Raw genomic sequence first — 16,469 nt, 5'->3', positions numbered from 1 at the left:
TCTTATTTTTAAAACAATAACGGTACAATCCAATACGCAATCGCAAAGAGTAATCCTACAGAAATTAGATTCAGTACAATCCCAATACGTGCCATTTGACTCACACGCACATGACCGCTTGCAAAAACAATGGCATTGGGTGGTGTCGCCATAGGAAGCATAAAGGCACAACTTGAAGCTAAGGTCACAGGAATGACCATTTGTAAAATGGGAACATCCATACCAAGTGCAATCCCAACAACCAAAGGAATAAGTATCGTTACCAAGGCGACATTACTCATTAATTCTGTCATAAATAACATTAAAAAGATCAGTACCGCAGTCACGACCCACATGCTCCAATCGGTTTGACCTGAGATATAATCACCTATCATCGCAATAAACCCAGCATCTTTTAAACCAGATGCTAGGGCAAGACCACCACCAAATAGAATTAAAATTCCCCATGGTAAACGCGAAGTGTCTTTCCAATCTAAAGGGAATTCACCTTTTTTTAGATCTAAAGGAATAATAAACATGGCAAGTGCTGCAATCACACTTATCGTCGTGTCGGTAAGTGTGATGCTTGGGAGTAATGTGTTGAGGTAACTACGTAACATCCATGCAACGGCAGTACATAAGAAAATGATTAATACAATCTTTTCTCCACGACTCATTTTTCCAAGCTTATTGAGTTCTGTTTGAATAATAGCACCCGAACCACCTATATTCCCAAGTCGATTGGGGAAGAAAATACGCGTAATACAGAAATAGGTAATGGCTAACATCAAAATAGCAAAAGGAACGCCCATTTGCATCCATTGAAAAAACCCGATATCAATATTATAACTATCATTTAAAAAGGCAAGCATTACAGAGTTAGGCGGTGTTCCAATTAAAGTAGACATCCCTCCAATATTCGCAGCAAAAGCAATCCCTAACATGATAGAAAGGGCAAAATTCTTGTCGTTTTTAGTAAAGCCATCTGCATCATTCATGAGTAATTGGATGACAGAAACGGCGATAGGAAGCATGACGACAGTACTTGCTGTGTTAGAGATCCACATACTCATTAAAGCAGTAGCAATCATAAATCCTAAGACAATTCCATTAGCCTTGGTACCCGTAATCTTAAGAATAGAAAGCGCAATGCGTTTATGTAGTTGTACTTTTTCTAAGGCAAGCGCGATCACAAAACCTCCAAAAAATAAATACACAATAGGATTTGCATAATTGCTCGCAACACTTTTAATATCTCCAATGCCTAACAATGGGAATAGCGCCAGTGGAATGAGTGCCGTTACAGAAATAGATACTGCTTCAGTAATCCACCATACAACCATCCAAATGGCGATAGCAATCACACGATCTATGGCGGGATTTACAATATCAAAGGGTAAGAGTAATATTAGAATGCACAATAATGGTCCTGCTAGAAACCCTATTTTCTTAGAAAGTGGAAATGTATTCATTGGGAATAAAGCTACGGAAAAAGATCCCGTATGTCAACTATTCTATAAAACAGTTCTTATCCAAAATAGCCTCCAAATAGCAAGTGACATAATAAGAATGCAATGACAGACAGAATAATTCCAATAAGAAAGATGGTAAAGGAAGATCGTAGGAGCTTAAACTTCTTATTAATTGTTTTTCCTAAGTAATACGTGTCTTTGGCAATCGTCTTATAAAGTTCGTCACCTTGATTCATTAAATCTGAAATCTGATTGACGTAGGCTTCTTCTTCCATATCATGGAAGTTACCATAAAACATAAGATTGTTGGTACTTCTGCTTCCATGTTTCTTTTCGGGTCTGGTTGCAATTACTGCATATCCTATAGATACAAGATTGGTCATTAAGATTAAGATGGCAGGATAAATCAAATGCGGATCTCTATCTAATTGATCTAGTACAGTTCCTAAAACAATAGATAAAATAAGGGCATTGATAGAAATCAAGATATTTGATTTTCGATCAATCATAGCATTCAACGTATATTGATTTTTTGAGAGCAACCTAAATAATGTTTCCACTCCTTTTTCAGGTCTAGGTTCAATTTTGGAGAGTTTTTTCTTAAGAGATTTTAGCTCCTCTTTGTTGATATTAAGATCAGACATTAAGAATTTGTCTTTTTCTTTTTCGATTTCTTTTTTTGATGCTTCCATAAGACTATAGCTTAAATCGGATACCTGTTTTTAAATAAAAAATATTGTCTTCAGGTAATTCTAAGAGGGTATTTCTACTACGATCTCTAAACTCTAAAGAATTATCAATTACATAACTCACATTCATATAATATTCTAGATTTTTTGTAAACTTATATTCATAACGAAGTCCTCCTAAAACTAATCGTTGTCTTAAAAAATCTACTTTTTGTGGTCCACTTTCTCCCTCTACAAAAACATCTCTTTGTAAATTAGTTCTAAAACCATCAAGTCTCACTACAAATTTTAATCTATTTTTTGTAGATATATGGTATTGAATATTCATTTTTGGAACCCCTACCTTATAAGACCATTTTGGATGAAACTTACGATAGTAACTTATAAATGGTAACACTGGAAAACCTCCAGTACCAGAAACTGAAATTCCTAAAATGAGTTGGTGAGGTATTTTTTCTTTTTTCTTATCATTTAAAAAAAATAGACCTCCAGAGATAAGTCCATTATCTCTCAATGATAGCTCTTTTACGGTTGCATTGGTGCTAAAACCAGGTTGTATCTGAACTGCAATACGCCAATCTTTATTAATTTTGGTTGTATATCCTAAGTTAATGTCTAATAATTGAAACCTATCTAATCTGTCCGAATTAAATCCAACAAGATCTTGATCTACATTAAAATCTATATAACTATAATCAGCTCCAATAACAAAATAGGTATCCTCTTTAAGTTTTATAGGGTAATTTGCAGCTCCTCTAAACCTATTGAAAGAGGTGCCGGTATTTTCTGCTCTTTCAGGTAGCCCTACGTATTCTAAACGTGCTAATTCTGAAATTTGAGCTTGTGAGACACCTGTAATTATAAGGAGTAAGCATGTTATTATTCTTATTTTTTTTAGCATATGCATCTAACTATATAATTTTTTTGCAAGTGTACCAATACTCAATCCTTGACCAATGATAGAAAATAAAACAACGACATAGGTGATGTATACAATTAATTCACTAGATAAAGACTCATGAAGGCTTAACGCAAGCGCAATCGAAATTCCGCCTCGTAAACCACCCCATGTTAAAATAGCAATTGTCTTTATCGGTTTTTCTTCTTCATGTTTTAATAAAGAGTACGGGACAAATACAGAAATAAATCTTGCTAATAATACGATAATAATTGTAATTATACCAAGGATTAAATAGTTGATATTAAATGCTAACAAATGTATAGCTAATCCTATCAATACAAATAAAATCCCGTTAAAGACATCATCCAGAATTTCCCAGAACTCATTAAGAGACATTTGTAACTTATTTTTATTTTCATTGATGTGTATCTTGTTTCCTATAAGTAATCCTGCTACGACCATAGCAAGAGGTCCTGAAACATGAATCATAGACGCTATGGTATATCCTCCCATCACTACGGCTAGGCTAATCATAACAGCTAAGTTTGAATTGTCTTTTAAACTCTGTATTAGCTTTAAGCCTATAAACCCTATGAGTAAGCCAAAGAAGAGACCACCCACAGCTTCTTCAAGGAATAATGTCCCGATTTCTGCACCAATTTCAGATTGACTATGCTCGCCTGTAGCGGTCGCAATTAATAAAATTCCAGAAAATACAACCACACCAATACCATCATTAAATAAAGATTCTCCTTCTATTTTGATCCCTAAACTCTCGGCAATATTCGCTTTTTTTAAGATCGCCATCACCGCAATAGGATCTGTAGGAGAGATCAAAGCACCAAATAATAAGGCATGAATAAATGGAAGCTCTAATCCTATTAACATAGCAACTCCAAAAACAAGTCCTCCAACAATAAACGTAGAGATAAGGACACCAATAGTTGCAAACAAGAGCACCGATTTTTTTTGCTCAGCCAGAGCACCAAAATCCACGTGTAATGCTCCCGCAAATAACATAAAACTCAAGATCCCATCTAGTAGCAATGTTTTAAAATCTGCATTAACAATAATATCACAGAAAAATTTATAGAAAGTAGGAACGACAGACTCACTTATCGTGATTATAATTACTAACACTAAACTCAACAGTAATAACCCTATAGTGGATGGGAGCTTTATCCATTTACTGTTTATATAATTAAATAAAACGGCAATGGTAAAGATGATACTAAAAGATTCGAACATGGCTTTGCTGTTTTTGTGCCGTAGTACGCTTTCGCGAAAGCGTACTAAGCATTAATATATTTTTGAAGGCAAATCAAGGTCATGTATATCTTCTGTCTTGATACGCAGTTGATACCAATCTTGCATTTTTACTACGTTTCCTGTGAGTATAGATGGTTTGCCTATATAAGGTAATATTTGCTCGTTTATGGGATTGCCATCTGTATCTGTGAGTAAATAATATTCAGCGATATTGTTTTTATCTGTAGTTGCCAATACAGGTGGAATTCCTCCTGAAATACATAAGGTAGCACAACTTCTATGTATCTTTCCTTTACCAGGTTTCATCACGCCAAAATAACATTTTGGATCAATAATTTCTCCTTGTAGCTCCATTCCTGAAATAAGTTGTTCTGTTTTAGGAAGTCGATTTGGATTTGCTTTTTCTACCAATGTGATTTTTTCGTCACTTGTAATTTGTATAAGTGTTTTTCCATTGTAGTAGATGAGGTTTCCTTCGATACTTAATACGCTACCTGATAATGGACCAGCTTCGTTTCTTATTTTTTGTAAAAAAGGATTAGCACTTGATTTCCCAAACCCTAATAATAAGATGTTCTTGTATACATTTTCATCAGTTTGCACACGTAACATAGGGTAGGGCATTTCATGATAAACCCCTGTTATTTTTGTGCTTGTTGTTAGTTCAAAGGTGCTATTTTTAAAAGTGTTTTGAGTAAAGGCAAATAGGAGCGCACCGCCTACTAATAACAATATTCCAAAGAGCACAAATGATTTGATTCCTTTTTTTGTTTTGGGAGATACCGTATCTAGATACCCAATATAAAAATCGTCTTCTTCTTTCATAATGTTTGATTAAAATGTGACAGGTTCTATTTCGGTTCCTTCGGCCATTGCTTCTGGAAGTATATAGATGCTATTATTCTTATTTTTTATACGATAGGTAGCTACTTTCTCTGTAAACGGAGGAGGGGATTGCCCGTTATGAGGTAAATACTGATATCCATGCCAGGGGCACGTAATACAACCGTCTACAATTTTGCCTTCTCCTAAAGGGCCTCCTTGGTGTTTACATACATTTGAAATTGCAGATAGTTTATGATCGTATTTAAAAATAGCAACACGCTCACTTCCTACTACAAAAATCTTTGCTCTGTTTTCAGATATTTCATCTATTTCACATACATATTCCCAACCTTCTTCTTTTTGTGTTGTTTTGATATTATCTGTCTTAGCTTCTTTAAAAGCAGTGGTGATGTGTAAAGAGGAGATTGTTAAGAACCCTACTCCTAAAAAGGCAATCACAGCGATAGATGGTTGTTGTTGAAATGCGCCTAAAAATACGTGAAGAATAATTAAGATGTATGCTACATACACGAGCATATGTAATCGCTTCCATGTTTTTGGAGAGAGGTTTTTAAGCCAAAAATCATGACTAGTCGCAGCCATTAGAAATAAAATAACCAGCGCAAAAAAGCCTAATACTTGAAAAGGAAAATTAGCCAAAGAGGTATACTCCATATTTGACGTAAATAAGGCATATATAGGATTTACATTCCCTAGCGCATGAAATTGAAAGAGCGAGAATCCGCCATGAATTAGTGCGGCAATAAACATGCTTACGCCTAAATGCCTTCTGTTGTATAAGATAGGTAATAATCTAGGGTTTAACCTAACCAAAGGGCCAATGCATAATATGATATGTAATAAAATAATAGCTAAGGTTCCAAAAGCTCTAATGATAAGTGTTTCAGGGCTTGTTTCTCCATTGGTGATAATGGTGATTCCTATAAAACTGATGAGGTATAGAAGCATCCCTATTGCAATCCATTTGTCATATGTTTTCTTATGCTTATTCCAAAGCACAGGTTGATAATTTACTCCCATGATAGATCGATATTACGGATGACACTCTTTTTTATTCCATCGTACAATTGAATTTTTTTTGCTGTTTTTTCAATAGTAAACGTATACAACCCTTTGTTGTCTATGCTTCCTAAAAAAGCACCTCTTTCTTGATCATTCGTTAGTACATAGACGCCCGTCGCAGCACTTTTTAGAGGTTTTTTTATGACAATATGTAGTTTGTTGATATTCGCTAGTTCTTCTACATTTACAGACAACTGCGCATTTTCCTCAATAGTACGAACGTTCTTTTTTGTTGAAGAAATAGAGGTGTCACTATCGATGCCTAATGGTTCTTTTACACTGTTGATGGATGCTATAATGAGCACAACTCCTAAGATGCCTAACACCATCCAAATCACCTTATGGGCTTTTCGTAATCCTGAAGTCATAGGTTTGTTTTTGAAGGGTTTAATATTTTTAATAGCAAAAGAGGCCAAAGCCCTATAGCACCAGGTATGAGTAAAAGGCGTACGATCCATTTACTGTCCTTAATAAGCTCGTCTATCTGTGCAGCTCCGCGTATAAAAAAGTAAATTCCAAATACGAGGCCTATGGCTAGATAGATCAGAATGATGGTTGGAATAATCTGAACGAATGTCTCCATATTTTTATATTAAACTTGGATCTGTAATGATTTCTAATAAAGCAGGTCCCTTATGTGCTTTCAGTTTTTCTAGTGCAGGAAGTAGTTCTTCTCTTTTGGTCACTCTAATTCCTAAAGCACCACAGTTTTCAGCATATTTGGCAAAGCTCACATTGTGTAGTGATGTTTTCCAAACATCTAATTCTGCTGCTTTCTGCTCTTTAGAAATTTTACCTAATTCTGAGTTGTTAAGGAGTACGTGTTTGATATTCATATTGTACTTAACAAGGGTCATCATCTCACCAAGATATTGACCAAAACCTCCATCTCCAGAGATAGACCAAATAGGTCTTTCTTTTCCTTGTGCTGCCCATGCACCCATAGCTGCAGGTAGAGAGAATCCTATAGACCCTAGATATCCAGACATTAAAACAGATTGATTTGTAGGTTCAAAATAACGTCCAAAAGAATAGGTGTTGTTTCCTACATCTACGGCAATGACAGCGTCATCAGGAACGACTTGGTTCATCGCATCAAATACGGCAATAGAACTTAGTCCTATTTCGCTTTCATCTTTTAATCGACTTGTTTTTTCTTCTCTCCAGATTGCCCAACGTTCGGCGATTTCTGGACGTCTGTCTAGAGTATTTAATTTTCCTTTAGTTTCTTCTTCAAGTATGGTAAGTGTTTCAGAGATTTCTCCCCAAAGGGCCGCATCTACCTTATGGAATTTACTTAAGGCAGTTGGGTCATAATCTACTTGAATGATTGGTTTTTTAGGAGTGATTCCTGTATGGTTAGAGAATGAAGCTCCAAATACGAGTAATAAATCACTTTCATTCATAAACCAAGAAGCAATCGGAGTCCCACTTCTTCCTAATACCCCACATCCTAATTCGTGTGAGTCGGCAATAAGACCTTTTCCTTTAAATGTAGTAATGACTGGGCAGTGTAACGCTTTCGCGAAAGCGGTAATGGCTTCCATATGAAAACGCGCTCCATGACCTACAATGATCGCAGGTTTTTTTGAAGCAGCGAGCATGGTTACAGCCTTTGCTACCATTTGCCTTGGCGGCGAAATATTCATAGGTGTGATTCTACCCTCTGGAGTTTGTGCTTCTTCACCTTCGGGTTTTGGCATAAAAGCTACTTCATCTGGGAAGGTGATATGTGATACATCTCTATTTAGCAAGGCGCTTTTTATAGCAAGACTCATTAACTCGCTATGTTGAGAGTTTTGTTGTACACTATGGTTGAAATGCGCTACGGTTTGGAAAGCACCTACAAGGTCTACTTCCTGAAAAGCGCCTGTGCCTAACACTTGTGTGTTAATTTGTCCAGAAATGGCAAATAGGGGAGCGCGGTCTACTTTGGCATCCCACATTCCGGTAAACATATTAGTAGCACCAGGACCTGCAATTCCGAAACAAACAGCAGGTTTGCCCATTAGTTTTCCATAAGCAGAGGCTGCAAAAGCAGCGGCACCTTCATGACGAATTCCAAAGAATTGAAATTTCCCTTTTTCTTCTTGTCGCATCATGGCATCGGCTACACCAAGATTAGAATGACCTACCATACCAAAACCAGTATCTACACCCCAATTGATCATAGTTTCTATCATCACATCAGAGATGGTGTCTTGGTGTGTGTCTTCTTCTTCAACGGCTACAAAAATGACATCACCTTCTTCTTTTACTTCAAATGTTTTTATCCCATCGTCATAACCTCCTGGAGGTAATCCTGTACAAGGATGAAAATCCCAACCATGCCATGGACAACGTAACATCCCATTTTCAATAGATCCTTCTCCAAGCGGTCCTCCTTGATGGGGGCATTTATTATCTAAAGCAGAAAACTTCCCGTCATAATGTGTCAAACAAACTCCCTGATGACCAGCGGTTACTGTTTGGACACGCCCTTCGGGTAATACGTTTTTGTTTTCGAGAACTTTATACCATTTTTTAGTTGTAGCCATGCGTGTTATTTTTTATTGAATTTTATTTTGAATTGATCTTGTCGTATGCTTACTGCTCTATAGGAATATTTAATAAGCCAGAAGAGTCCGAAAAGTAGCATGATAATACCTAGAATAATAACATATAATGCGAGTGTTGTTTCTATAGCTAGTTTTAAACTAATCCCTCCAATAAGTGCTGCGGTTACGAGGCAAGAAATAGCAATATAAAAGAGCACCATCGCTCTATTTAATAGTTTTAATTGAATTAGCTTTCTATTAATAATCACATCATTTTCGTCGGTGTTATGGATAAGGGTGTTGATCTCTGTAGATAATGTGACCATTAAATTGGAGGTCGATAGGATTAATAATCCTATCCCAGGAATAATTGTGATAGGGATATACCAGTTGTCCATGATGTGTGTATATTTTAGTTCTTATACTGATCTATAGTTTCTTGAAAAAACTGAATCGCTTCAGATTCTACTAGATTTGTAACTGGGAGTATAGCACCCGTAAAACCTTCTTGCATCCATTTTCCAAGACGCAAATCACTTTGAGAAGAAGGAAGAATTGCTTTCCCATCTTTATACCCGCTGATATAAAAATAATGCACATCAGAAAGTGTATCTGGGATGGCCATTCCTATGCCAACAGAAATGCCTGTATCTCCTAATGGAGCATAGGCTCCTGTATCAAAATGATGTGGCCATATACGTATAGGTGAATCCAAATGATTTGTTTCAACAATACTTTCTAAGGTGTATTCTGCAAGAATTCTTAAGTTGCATAAATGCTCTAGTTGACTAATGTCTGTACGTTTAAATTGATAGTCGCTAGCTATAGTATATGGTAACTCATAATGAAATTCATAACTATATTTTTTAGCAAGATGTGTTTGGGATTGTTCTTGTAACCATTTAAGCACTTCTCCATGTGTTTTTCCATCAAGCGAAAGCGAATCGATATTATTTTGAGATACCCATTCTAAAGAAAATGTTCTATAATTTAATGATAATCGATCTCCAGAAGGCGATAAGTCATAAGTTTCCATGCGCTTGGTTTTTAAATCAAAACCAACATTGGTATGACTATCATCTGCTTTTTTCTCTAAAAAACTCATGTTTGCGGCAGCTAAATACTGCGACGCAAGATGTAATTGATCTTTCATTGATTTATATTCCGGCATAGTTGATTCCTGTTAGTTTGTGCATATCTTTGTTAAATGTGGATAGATCGTCGTGATTAAATTTGCTGATATCATCATATCCGCATGCTCTTGCGACTACTTTGATCAAGTTGTTTGTAGCATCAAAGTAATTATGTAGTTGTTTGGCAGAACTATCAATAATTAAACGACTCCGTAAGGACTCTTTTTGAGTGGCAATTCCAACAGGACAGTTATTACTCCCACAGGCACGCATTCCTAAGCATCCTATGGCTTGTAATGCCGAGTTGGATACGGCTATTGCATCTGCTCCTAACATTAACGCTTTCGCGAAATCTTCGGCAACGCGCAATCCTCCTGTAATGATTAATGTCACATCGGTAGCACCTACTTTATCTAAGTATTTTCGGGCTCTAGCCAAAGCAGGTATCGTAGGGACATTGATATGATCTCTTAAGATAGTTGGTGCAGATCCTGTCCCGCCACCGCGACCATCAAGTATGATATAATCTACCCCTACATCAAGTGCAAACTGAATGTCTTTTTCTATATGACTGGCAGCGAGTTTAAAACCAATAGGAATTCCCCCTGTACGTTCTCTTACTTCGGCAGCAAAGGCTTTAAAATCTTCTACGCCATGAAAATCTGGAAAAGTTGCTGGAGAAATAGCTGTTTCGCCTTCATTAAGACCACGTACTTCTGCAATTTCTTTACTTACTTTGGCGCCTGGAAGATGACCTCCTGTTCCTGTTTTTGCTCCTTGACCACCTTTAAAGTGAAATGCCTGGACGTTATCTAGCTTGTCCCAGGTAAATCCAAATTTCGCGGAAGCGAGTTCATAAAAATATTTAGAATTATTGGCTTGCTCTTCAGGAAGCATACCTCCTTCTCCAGAACAAATTCCTGTGCCTGCAAGTTCAGCCCCTTTGGATAACGCAATTTTTGCTTCACGTGATAAAGCGCCAAAACTCATATCACTTACAAACAATGGGATGTCTAAATGCAGTGGTTTTTTTGCTTTTTTACCAATCACGACTTTGGTCGCAACCGCATCTTCATCCAGCAAAGGACGTGATGCCAATTGCGCTGGTAAAAACTGAATGTCATTCCATTTTGGAAGGGTATTTCTATCGACACCCATGGATGCAGAAAACCCGTGATGCCCAATATTTTTCAATCCATTTTGAGCCAGTTCTTTTATATAGTTGGTATACGGTTCGGTTTCTTCAGGATGCGTGTCTGCATAAGCGCCTAAGTATTGATCACGGTTAAAAGGTTGCGGATGATTTACTAGGTAGGTATCTATTTCAAATTCATCTACAAGTAAATCATCTCCTTCAATTTTTGTGGAGAATTTATGTAAAACCTCTTTGTTATTATATTCTGACACTCCCGAATCTACACGATAATCCCAGCCATGAACACCGCAGATGAGGTTATGTCCATCTACATATCCATCAGACATTAAGGCGCCTCTGTGTAGACAACGACCGTATAGTACTGAAATATCATCATCAAATTTTACAATCACTAAATCGAGTCCGTTTACGAGCGCATGCTCAGGCTCTTTATTTTTTAATTGGGATACTTTTGCAATTGAAATTGGTTTTTTCATAGGTCTTACTACTATTGTTATTCGTTAAATATGTTTTTAAAATGCAAATCCGAGTACGAATACCGCACGTCCGCCATCATTACTTCCATAATAGCCTACATTTGCTGTAAATGCGTCAAGTCCACTGATCCAGAAAGATCCTCCAACACTTGTATTTAGGGTGTTAGATTCATTAATGATAGCAGAGGCTTCGTTACCTTCCCATACTCTTCCGTAATCAAATCCACCTGTAATACCGTAGTTTAAAGGAATGAAGCTGCTTTTGAATTTTCCTAGTTTTAATCGTAGATCTGTGTTTTGATAAAAAGCATACTTTCCAATAAAGCGCTCATTTCTAAATCCTCGTAAACTATGATTACCTCCTAAAGTAGCTCCGTGGAAGAATTCAAAATTATCACCAAGAATGGCTTCGCCTCCTATTTTTGTAGCAAAGACTAAGTTGCCACTTTTAGAAATCTTATAATCAAACGCAAAATGAGATTCTACATACCCAAATTTATTGTCACTATTTCCTCCGTCAATATTTGCTTTATACCCAGCAGTGATTTCTGTGTCTAGACCATAGGTAGGGAAAGCAACATTGTCTTTATTTTTAAAACCATAAGAGACTTCACCTCCTGCATAGGTTTGATTTTCAAAAGTAAGAGCGTTTACACCTCCTATATTTTCTGTAACAATAAAACGCTCTGCGGTGTTTTCTACTTCAAAAGATTCTATGAGGGGTTTGATTTCGAAGTATCCTCCATTGTTTCCTCTTCTTATTAAAGATACAGCACCTCGTAATTGACGTATACGTACCCGGTTAAAATCTAACTCTACTTCGTCTCTATCATATGTTGTGTCATTACCAAATCCAAAGAAATTTTGAGCAAAATTAGGACTGTTGTATTTAAATTGGATACCAAAGTTCCAATTGTGAAATATGTTTGCAAATTCTCCTTGATAACTCACGTCATACCCTGAGTTTCCTGAATAAAAAGAAGCAGCTATAATGTGTTTTGTTGTAAACGGATTGCTTTGTAAACCATGCGTGGTAAATGTATTTGTAAACCCTATTCTAAGACCGTCATCAGGATTAGCTCCAATAATAGGCAGGAATTGATTTACGTTTTCTTTTCTTTTTTTGTAATCATAATTATTGATTTCATAATCATCTACTAGCCATTTTTTTGATCGTTTATTAACGATAGTATTCTCTTTATTTTTATAATCGTATATCTTAACCTTTTTAGTGTTTTTAAAATCATAGGTGTCATTTTTCTTACCACCGATTACTTTAATCTTAATAAGATCATTTCCTTCTCCTGTAACATTAAATGTGTCTTTCCCTTCGAGACCGTATATCCAAATTTCTTTTGTTTCTGATGCATTATAGGTTCGTTCAAAAAGACCGTTGTCTTTACGCATAATCTCCACGCGTGTTTGCCCATTAGGAAGTCTTTCTATATTAAAAACATCACTTTTTTGAGTTCCAATTAATACAGCATGCTTATTTACATAGTCAAAATATGATTTTGCAATAGTTAAGATATTGCCACGTCTTCCTTTTAATTTTGATTTGATTTCTTCTATAGTTTCTCCCTTCATTTCTTCAGGTAGATTTTCAAAGGCTTTTGCAATGACATCGTCTGTAACGTTATCTTGAATATATTTAGCTTCTTTTTCCCAAGCTGCCCAATCTGATGTATTAATAAATGATTCGTCTAAAGGGTAGGGTTCAAAGCTAAACCATCTTGGACTTTTGAGTTCGTCGTCAAAAGATTGCATCATTCGTAAAGCAGGTACTGCTACACGTAAAAATCCAAAAATACTTCCATCAAATACAGAGAAGGCTTGATCTCTATCTCTAGGAATAGGTTTGTATATTTTTTTGCCATTTTCTTTATATACGGCCCATCTCCATTGATCTTCATGTCGATCCCAATCTCCAATAAGCATATCAAATAAACGGGCTCTGATATAAGAAGGCTCATCTACAGCAGATTTGCCATTTTTATGAATTTCTTGAAGTACGTCTGCCGTACTTACAATATCTTCAGGATATCCAAAGCTTTTGGCATCTTTATGTCCAGATTCTACACGTTCTTCTAGTAAATATAATTCGTCACCATATTCATCATTGTATTCTCCTAAAGCTTCTTGTTTAGGAATGTAATATAAATTAGGATTGGTATGATATACCTTTGCAGCATCTGCCAAATCTCCTATTGTTGTAGCAGTGTACGGGTGTGCTGCGGTATAAAAATCTAACACAAAACGATCTGCAAAACTGCCTTCAAGCTCTTCTTCTACATAGGTTTCTTTAAAAGCAGTTGCTTGTAAGAACTTGGTGGCACTTTTACGTAAGGCACGCATCACATATTGCTTACCATCCTTGTCTTCTAGTCGTAGTGATTTAGATTGGTGTCCACCACCGCGTCTTACAGGAGTAAGTCCTCCTAGTAGGGTGTCTATAAATGCAACGGGAGCTTCAACTTCTTTACTATAAAATTCGCGATAGCGTTTTCCCCAAAGCCCTTTGTAGAGTTTGCTTTTCTCAGTTTCTTCACTAGCATACACAGCAGATTTTTTGGTTTCTGGGTAGGAGTCTTTAGGTTCGAAAGAGATAGTGTTTGTCTGTTTTGTATCTTCAAAAAGTGTTGTCGTAAATAGTACGCTATTTTTATTTTTGAAATGTACAGATAAGCTACCATCCGAATGTATATCAAGACGTGCGTATCCTTTTTCACTTGAAGTGAAATCATTACTTCCTTTAGCTGCTTTTTGTACTCCTTTCGTATCACCAGCTGCTCCACTTATAATTTGTGGAACTCCAAAATCATTTATGTATTGTAGATTCTTGTCACTACCTGATACAAATACTATTTTTTCGTTTTCTTGTGCTATGGTGAGAAGTCTATTACGTAAGCTTCTATATTGTGTATGTTGAAAATCTTCCTGAGAAAACCCTCCCGTTCTTGCAAAAAAACTCGTTTTAGATAAGGATAACATAGGGTGATGAATGGCAATGATTTTTGTCTTAGTTTGCGCTTTTTTTAAGATGCTTTCAAACTCTAAAAAGAAATCATTTCTATTTTTGATATCGCAATCTTCATTGAGATAGGTCTGTTTGTCCCAATCTTCAAGATACCATTGAGAGTCTATAGTGATAAGGATTGCATTATCAGTAAGGTTTGTTTTTTTGATAGGGCATCCTTTGTCTGGATAAAATTTAGCATCGCTGTTTTTTTGGATGTACTTTTCAAAAGCCTTTACTCCTTTGTAACCATTATATTCCCATTCATTATGTCCAGATGTAAAGATGACATTCTTTTTTAAAGAAGAAACAATATTAAGTTGATCATCTACTATAGAAGTTGCATTGTCATTAAATCCAGTTTCGGGAGTTGCATTTCCTAATAAAAGTAGTTTAGAATCTTCAGGTGCATCTTCAATAATAGTGCGTAACGTATTTATTCCTTCTGTTGTATTTGTGTTTCCGGTAATGTATATAGAGACTTCTTTTTCTTGTCCATACGAATACGATGTTATACAAAGTATAAGAACAAAGAATACTTTGTAAATATGGTTTTTAGAGTTCATTAGTAGTGAGTTTATGTTTGATGTTGGTTGATTTTAAAAACTAGCTTTCCTTCGAAAGTATAATAGGACTACTTTCGATACGGAATTTGTAATAATGTTATATTAATTATTGATGATGCTAGGGGTAAAATATCATCAACAAAATGTATTTTTTATATATAGTTTTACATCTAGGGCCTTTTCGGCCAATAATGGTACTTTATATTTTATTCTATTAAGATACTATAATTTGTTTTGATGCTTCTTTTTAAGGTGTTATATACTAACTAATAGCTTATTTGGTGTATGTGCTTTATAGAGGAGATTGTGTCTAATAAAATAAAATAAAAAACTACTGATAGTAAATAAAATGACACTTTGTAAGTGATCTAAAGATGCAAGTCTAAAGAATTCATAATTGTCAGTACTTCCTAAAGTATATAATAAATGCTGTGTTATATATTCACTTAAGAGTACGAGAATATATCCAAAAAAGCACATATGTGCTAGTGTTTTTAGTGATTTCATGATGTGATCGGTTGTTGTTGCATCTGTCGAAGTGTTCTAAAATTCCTTTCATGAAAATTTAAAAATATCCCAAAATCATCATAAGGTACTGTGTTACTTATGTGTTTCTGAATGATTTATTTTTCAAGTTTAGTAATAAATTTTGTGTCATATTGAATATCTCCATCTTTACGCATTGAACTCAATACATTACTTACCGTTTGTCGTGATGTATTGGTAAGTCCAGCAATATCTTTATGGGTGAGTAGGTTTTTTGCCACTAGATTTCCTTCTTCATTTGGAGTCCCGAACTCACTTACATAGTCTGCTATAAACTCTTTAATTCTTACATGACTATCCTTATATAAAAGATCGTGTAATTTGCGTTCTAAGCGTTTTATACGTGTGCCATATATCTTCAAAACACCATTTTTAAGTGATTTGTGTTTTTGCATTAGTGCTTCCATTCGTTCTGATTCTATATAACAAATCACACAGTCTTCAAGTGCATATGCAACTTCTTCAGACGCCATTTCTTCATCATATAAGGAAAGTTCTCCAAATATATTACCGCGTTTTGCCACATATTTTACCGTATGTGTATTCTTGTCTACAATTTTTACAACCCCTTTTTTTAGGAAGAAAATACATTTTTTGTCTACACTTTGGAGGTTAATAACTGAACCTTTATTAATATAATCCATTTCCAGAATTTCACAAATGGACATCATCGTGACAATGCCTAATTTTCTGAAGAGATTAAATTCTTCTAAAAACCAATACTTAGTTAGCGTTTTCAATAATTAAAAAATTATGATTACTCAAAAATAAATAAATGTGTCTTTAGGATATAGTTTTAAAAAAATAGAAGTTACTACAGA

15 protein-coding genes are annotated in these 16,469 nt (G+C 35.5%); all 15 read right to left on the bottom strand.

The annotated features are described in order from the left end of the window. Positions 1 to 8: 8 nt before the first annotated feature. The gene (locus Q1A60_RS15430) at positions 9 to 1,451 is read right to left on the bottom strand and encodes a DASS family sodium-coupled anion symporter (protein ID WP_299766788.1); all 1,443 of its coding nucleotides are present in this window, start codon (positions 1,449 to 1,451) and stop codon (positions 9 to 11) included. Positions 1,452 to 1,507: 56 nt separating this feature from the next. Then, positions 1,508 to 2,143: a Pycsar system effector family protein gene (locus tag Q1A60_RS15425; RefSeq protein ID WP_299766786.1), complete on the bottom strand. Its 636-nt coding sequence runs from the start codon at positions 2,141 to 2,143 to the stop codon at positions 1,508 to 1,510. A gap of 4 nt (positions 2,144 to 2,147) precedes the next feature. Next, on the bottom strand, positions 2,148 to 3,041 hold the full coding sequence (locus Q1A60_RS15420; RefSeq protein WP_299766784.1) for a DUF6268 family outer membrane beta-barrel protein: 894 nt from the start codon (positions 3,039 to 3,041) through the stop codon (positions 2,148 to 2,150). Positions 3,042 to 3,047: 6 nt separating this feature from the next. Continuing rightward, positions 3,048 to 4,289, bottom strand: coding sequence for a sodium:proton antiporter (locus tag Q1A60_RS15415; RefSeq protein WP_299766782.1), 1,242 nt, complete (start codon positions 4,287 to 4,289; stop codon positions 3,048 to 3,050). A gap of 51 nt (positions 4,290 to 4,340) precedes the next feature. Next, the gene (locus tag Q1A60_RS15410; RefSeq protein ID WP_299766780.1) at positions 4,341 to 5,135 is read right to left on the bottom strand and encodes a hypothetical protein; all 795 of its coding nucleotides are present in this window, start codon (positions 5,133 to 5,135) and stop codon (positions 4,341 to 4,343) included. Between the two features lie 9 nt (positions 5,136 to 5,144). Then, positions 5,145 to 6,176 carry a Rieske 2Fe-2S domain-containing protein gene (locus tag Q1A60_RS15405; protein ID WP_299766778.1) on the bottom strand — a complete coding sequence of 344 codons (1,032 nt, stop codon included), beginning with the start codon at positions 6,174 to 6,176 and terminating at the stop codon, positions 5,145 to 5,147. After that, positions 6,167 to 6,586, bottom strand: a complete 420-nt coding sequence (locus Q1A60_RS15400; protein WP_299766776.1) for a hypothetical protein — start codon at positions 6,584 to 6,586, stop codon at positions 6,167 to 6,169. Before Q1A60_RS15400 ends, Q1A60_RS15405 begins: the two co-directional genes overlap by 10 nt. Next, positions 6,583 to 6,801, bottom strand: a complete 219-nt coding sequence (locus tag Q1A60_RS15395; protein ID WP_299766774.1) for a hypothetical protein — start codon at positions 6,799 to 6,801, stop codon at positions 6,583 to 6,585. Before Q1A60_RS15395 ends, Q1A60_RS15400 begins: the two co-directional genes overlap by 4 nt. Before the next feature lie 4 nt (positions 6,802 to 6,805). Then, positions 6,806 to 8,755 (bottom strand): thiamine pyrophosphate-dependent enzyme, encoded by a 1,950-nt coding sequence (locus tag Q1A60_RS15390; protein WP_299766772.1) that lies wholly within the window; start codon positions 8,753 to 8,755, stop codon positions 6,806 to 6,808. A gap of 5 nt (positions 8,756 to 8,760) precedes the next feature. Further along, entirely contained in the window at positions 8,761 to 9,153 is a 393-nt protein-coding gene (locus Q1A60_RS15385) for a hypothetical protein (protein ID WP_299766770.1), read from the bottom strand. 14 nt (positions 9,154 to 9,167) lie between these two features. After that, positions 9,168 to 9,908: a hypothetical protein gene (locus Q1A60_RS15380; protein ID WP_299766768.1), complete on the bottom strand. Its 741-nt coding sequence runs from the start codon at positions 9,906 to 9,908 to the stop codon at positions 9,168 to 9,170. Positions 9,909 to 9,912: 4 nt separating this feature from the next. Next, on the bottom strand, positions 9,913 to 11,520 hold the full coding sequence (locus Q1A60_RS15375) for a glutamate synthase-related protein (RefSeq protein WP_299766766.1): 1,608 nt from the start codon (positions 11,518 to 11,520) through the stop codon (positions 9,913 to 9,915). 36 nt (positions 11,521 to 11,556) lie between these two features. Further along, a complete protein-coding gene (locus Q1A60_RS15370) occupies positions 11,557 to 15,102 on the bottom strand; it encodes a hypothetical protein (protein ID WP_299766764.1) in 3,546 nt (1,181 codons plus the stop codon). Between the two features lie 255 nt (positions 15,103 to 15,357). After that, a complete protein-coding gene (locus Q1A60_RS15365) occupies positions 15,358 to 15,609 on the bottom strand; it encodes a hypothetical protein (protein WP_299766762.1) in 252 nt (83 codons plus the stop codon). Between the two features lie 116 nt (positions 15,610 to 15,725). Continuing rightward, positions 15,726 to 16,388, bottom strand: a complete 663-nt coding sequence (locus Q1A60_RS15360) for a Crp/Fnr family transcriptional regulator (protein WP_299766759.1) — start codon at positions 16,386 to 16,388, stop codon at positions 15,726 to 15,728. Positions 16,389 to 16,469: the final 81 nt, after the last annotated feature.

The sequence above is a fragment of the uncultured Dokdonia sp. genome (genome assembly GCF_947492535.1).
Taxonomy (GTDB): domain Bacteria; phylum Bacteroidota; class Bacteroidia; order Flavobacteriales; family Flavobacteriaceae; genus Dokdonia.
This window is presented reverse-complemented; position numbering and strand designations above follow the sequence as displayed.

Bases quoted from the DNA above. Each gene is read 5' to 3' on its own strand.
- Q1A60_RS15430 (WP_299766788.1), bottom strand. From the start codon at position 1,451: ATGAATACATTTCCACTTTCTAAGAAAATAGGGTTTCTAGCAGGACCA.
- Q1A60_RS15425 (WP_299766786.1), bottom strand. From the start codon at position 2,143: ATGGAAGCATCAAAAAAAGAAATCGAAAAAGAAAAAGACAAATTCTTA.
- Q1A60_RS15420 (WP_299766784.1), bottom strand. From the start codon at position 3,041: ATGCTAAAAAAAATAAGAATAATAACATGCTTACTCCTTATAATTACA.
- Q1A60_RS15415 (WP_299766782.1), bottom strand. From the start codon at position 4,289: ATGTTCGAATCTTTTAGTATCATCTTTACCATTGCCGTTTTATTTAAT.
- Q1A60_RS15410 (WP_299766780.1), bottom strand. From the start codon at position 5,135: ATGAAAGAAGAAGACGATTTTTATATTGGGTATCTAGATACGGTATCT.
- Q1A60_RS15405 (WP_299766778.1), bottom strand. From the start codon at position 6,176: ATGGGAGTAAATTATCAACCTGTGCTTTGGAATAAGCATAAGAAAACA.
- Q1A60_RS15400 (WP_299766776.1), bottom strand. From the start codon at position 6,586: ATGACTTCAGGATTACGAAAAGCCCATAAGGTGATTTGGATGGTGTTA.
- Q1A60_RS15395 (WP_299766774.1), bottom strand. From the start codon at position 6,801: ATGGAGACATTCGTTCAGATTATTCCAACCATCATTCTGATCTATCTA.
- Q1A60_RS15390 (WP_299766772.1), bottom strand. From the start codon at position 8,755: ATGGCTACAACTAAAAAATGGTATAAAGTTCTCGAAAACAAAAACGTA.
- Q1A60_RS15385 (WP_299766770.1), bottom strand. From the start codon at position 9,153: ATGGACAACTGGTATATCCCTATCACAATTATTCCTGGGATAGGATTA.
- Q1A60_RS15380 (WP_299766768.1), bottom strand. From the start codon at position 9,908: ATGAAAGATCAATTACATCTTGCGTCGCAGTATTTAGCTGCCGCAAAC.
- Q1A60_RS15375 (WP_299766766.1), bottom strand. From the start codon at position 11,520: ATGAAAAAACCAATTTCAATTGCAAAAGTATCCCAATTAAAAAATAAA.
- Q1A60_RS15370 (WP_299766764.1), bottom strand. From the start codon at position 15,102: ATGAACTCTAAAAACCATATTTACAAAGTATTCTTTGTTCTTATACTT.
- Q1A60_RS15365 (WP_299766762.1), bottom strand. From the start codon at position 15,609: ATGAAATCACTAAAAACACTAGCACATATGTGCTTTTTTGGATATATT.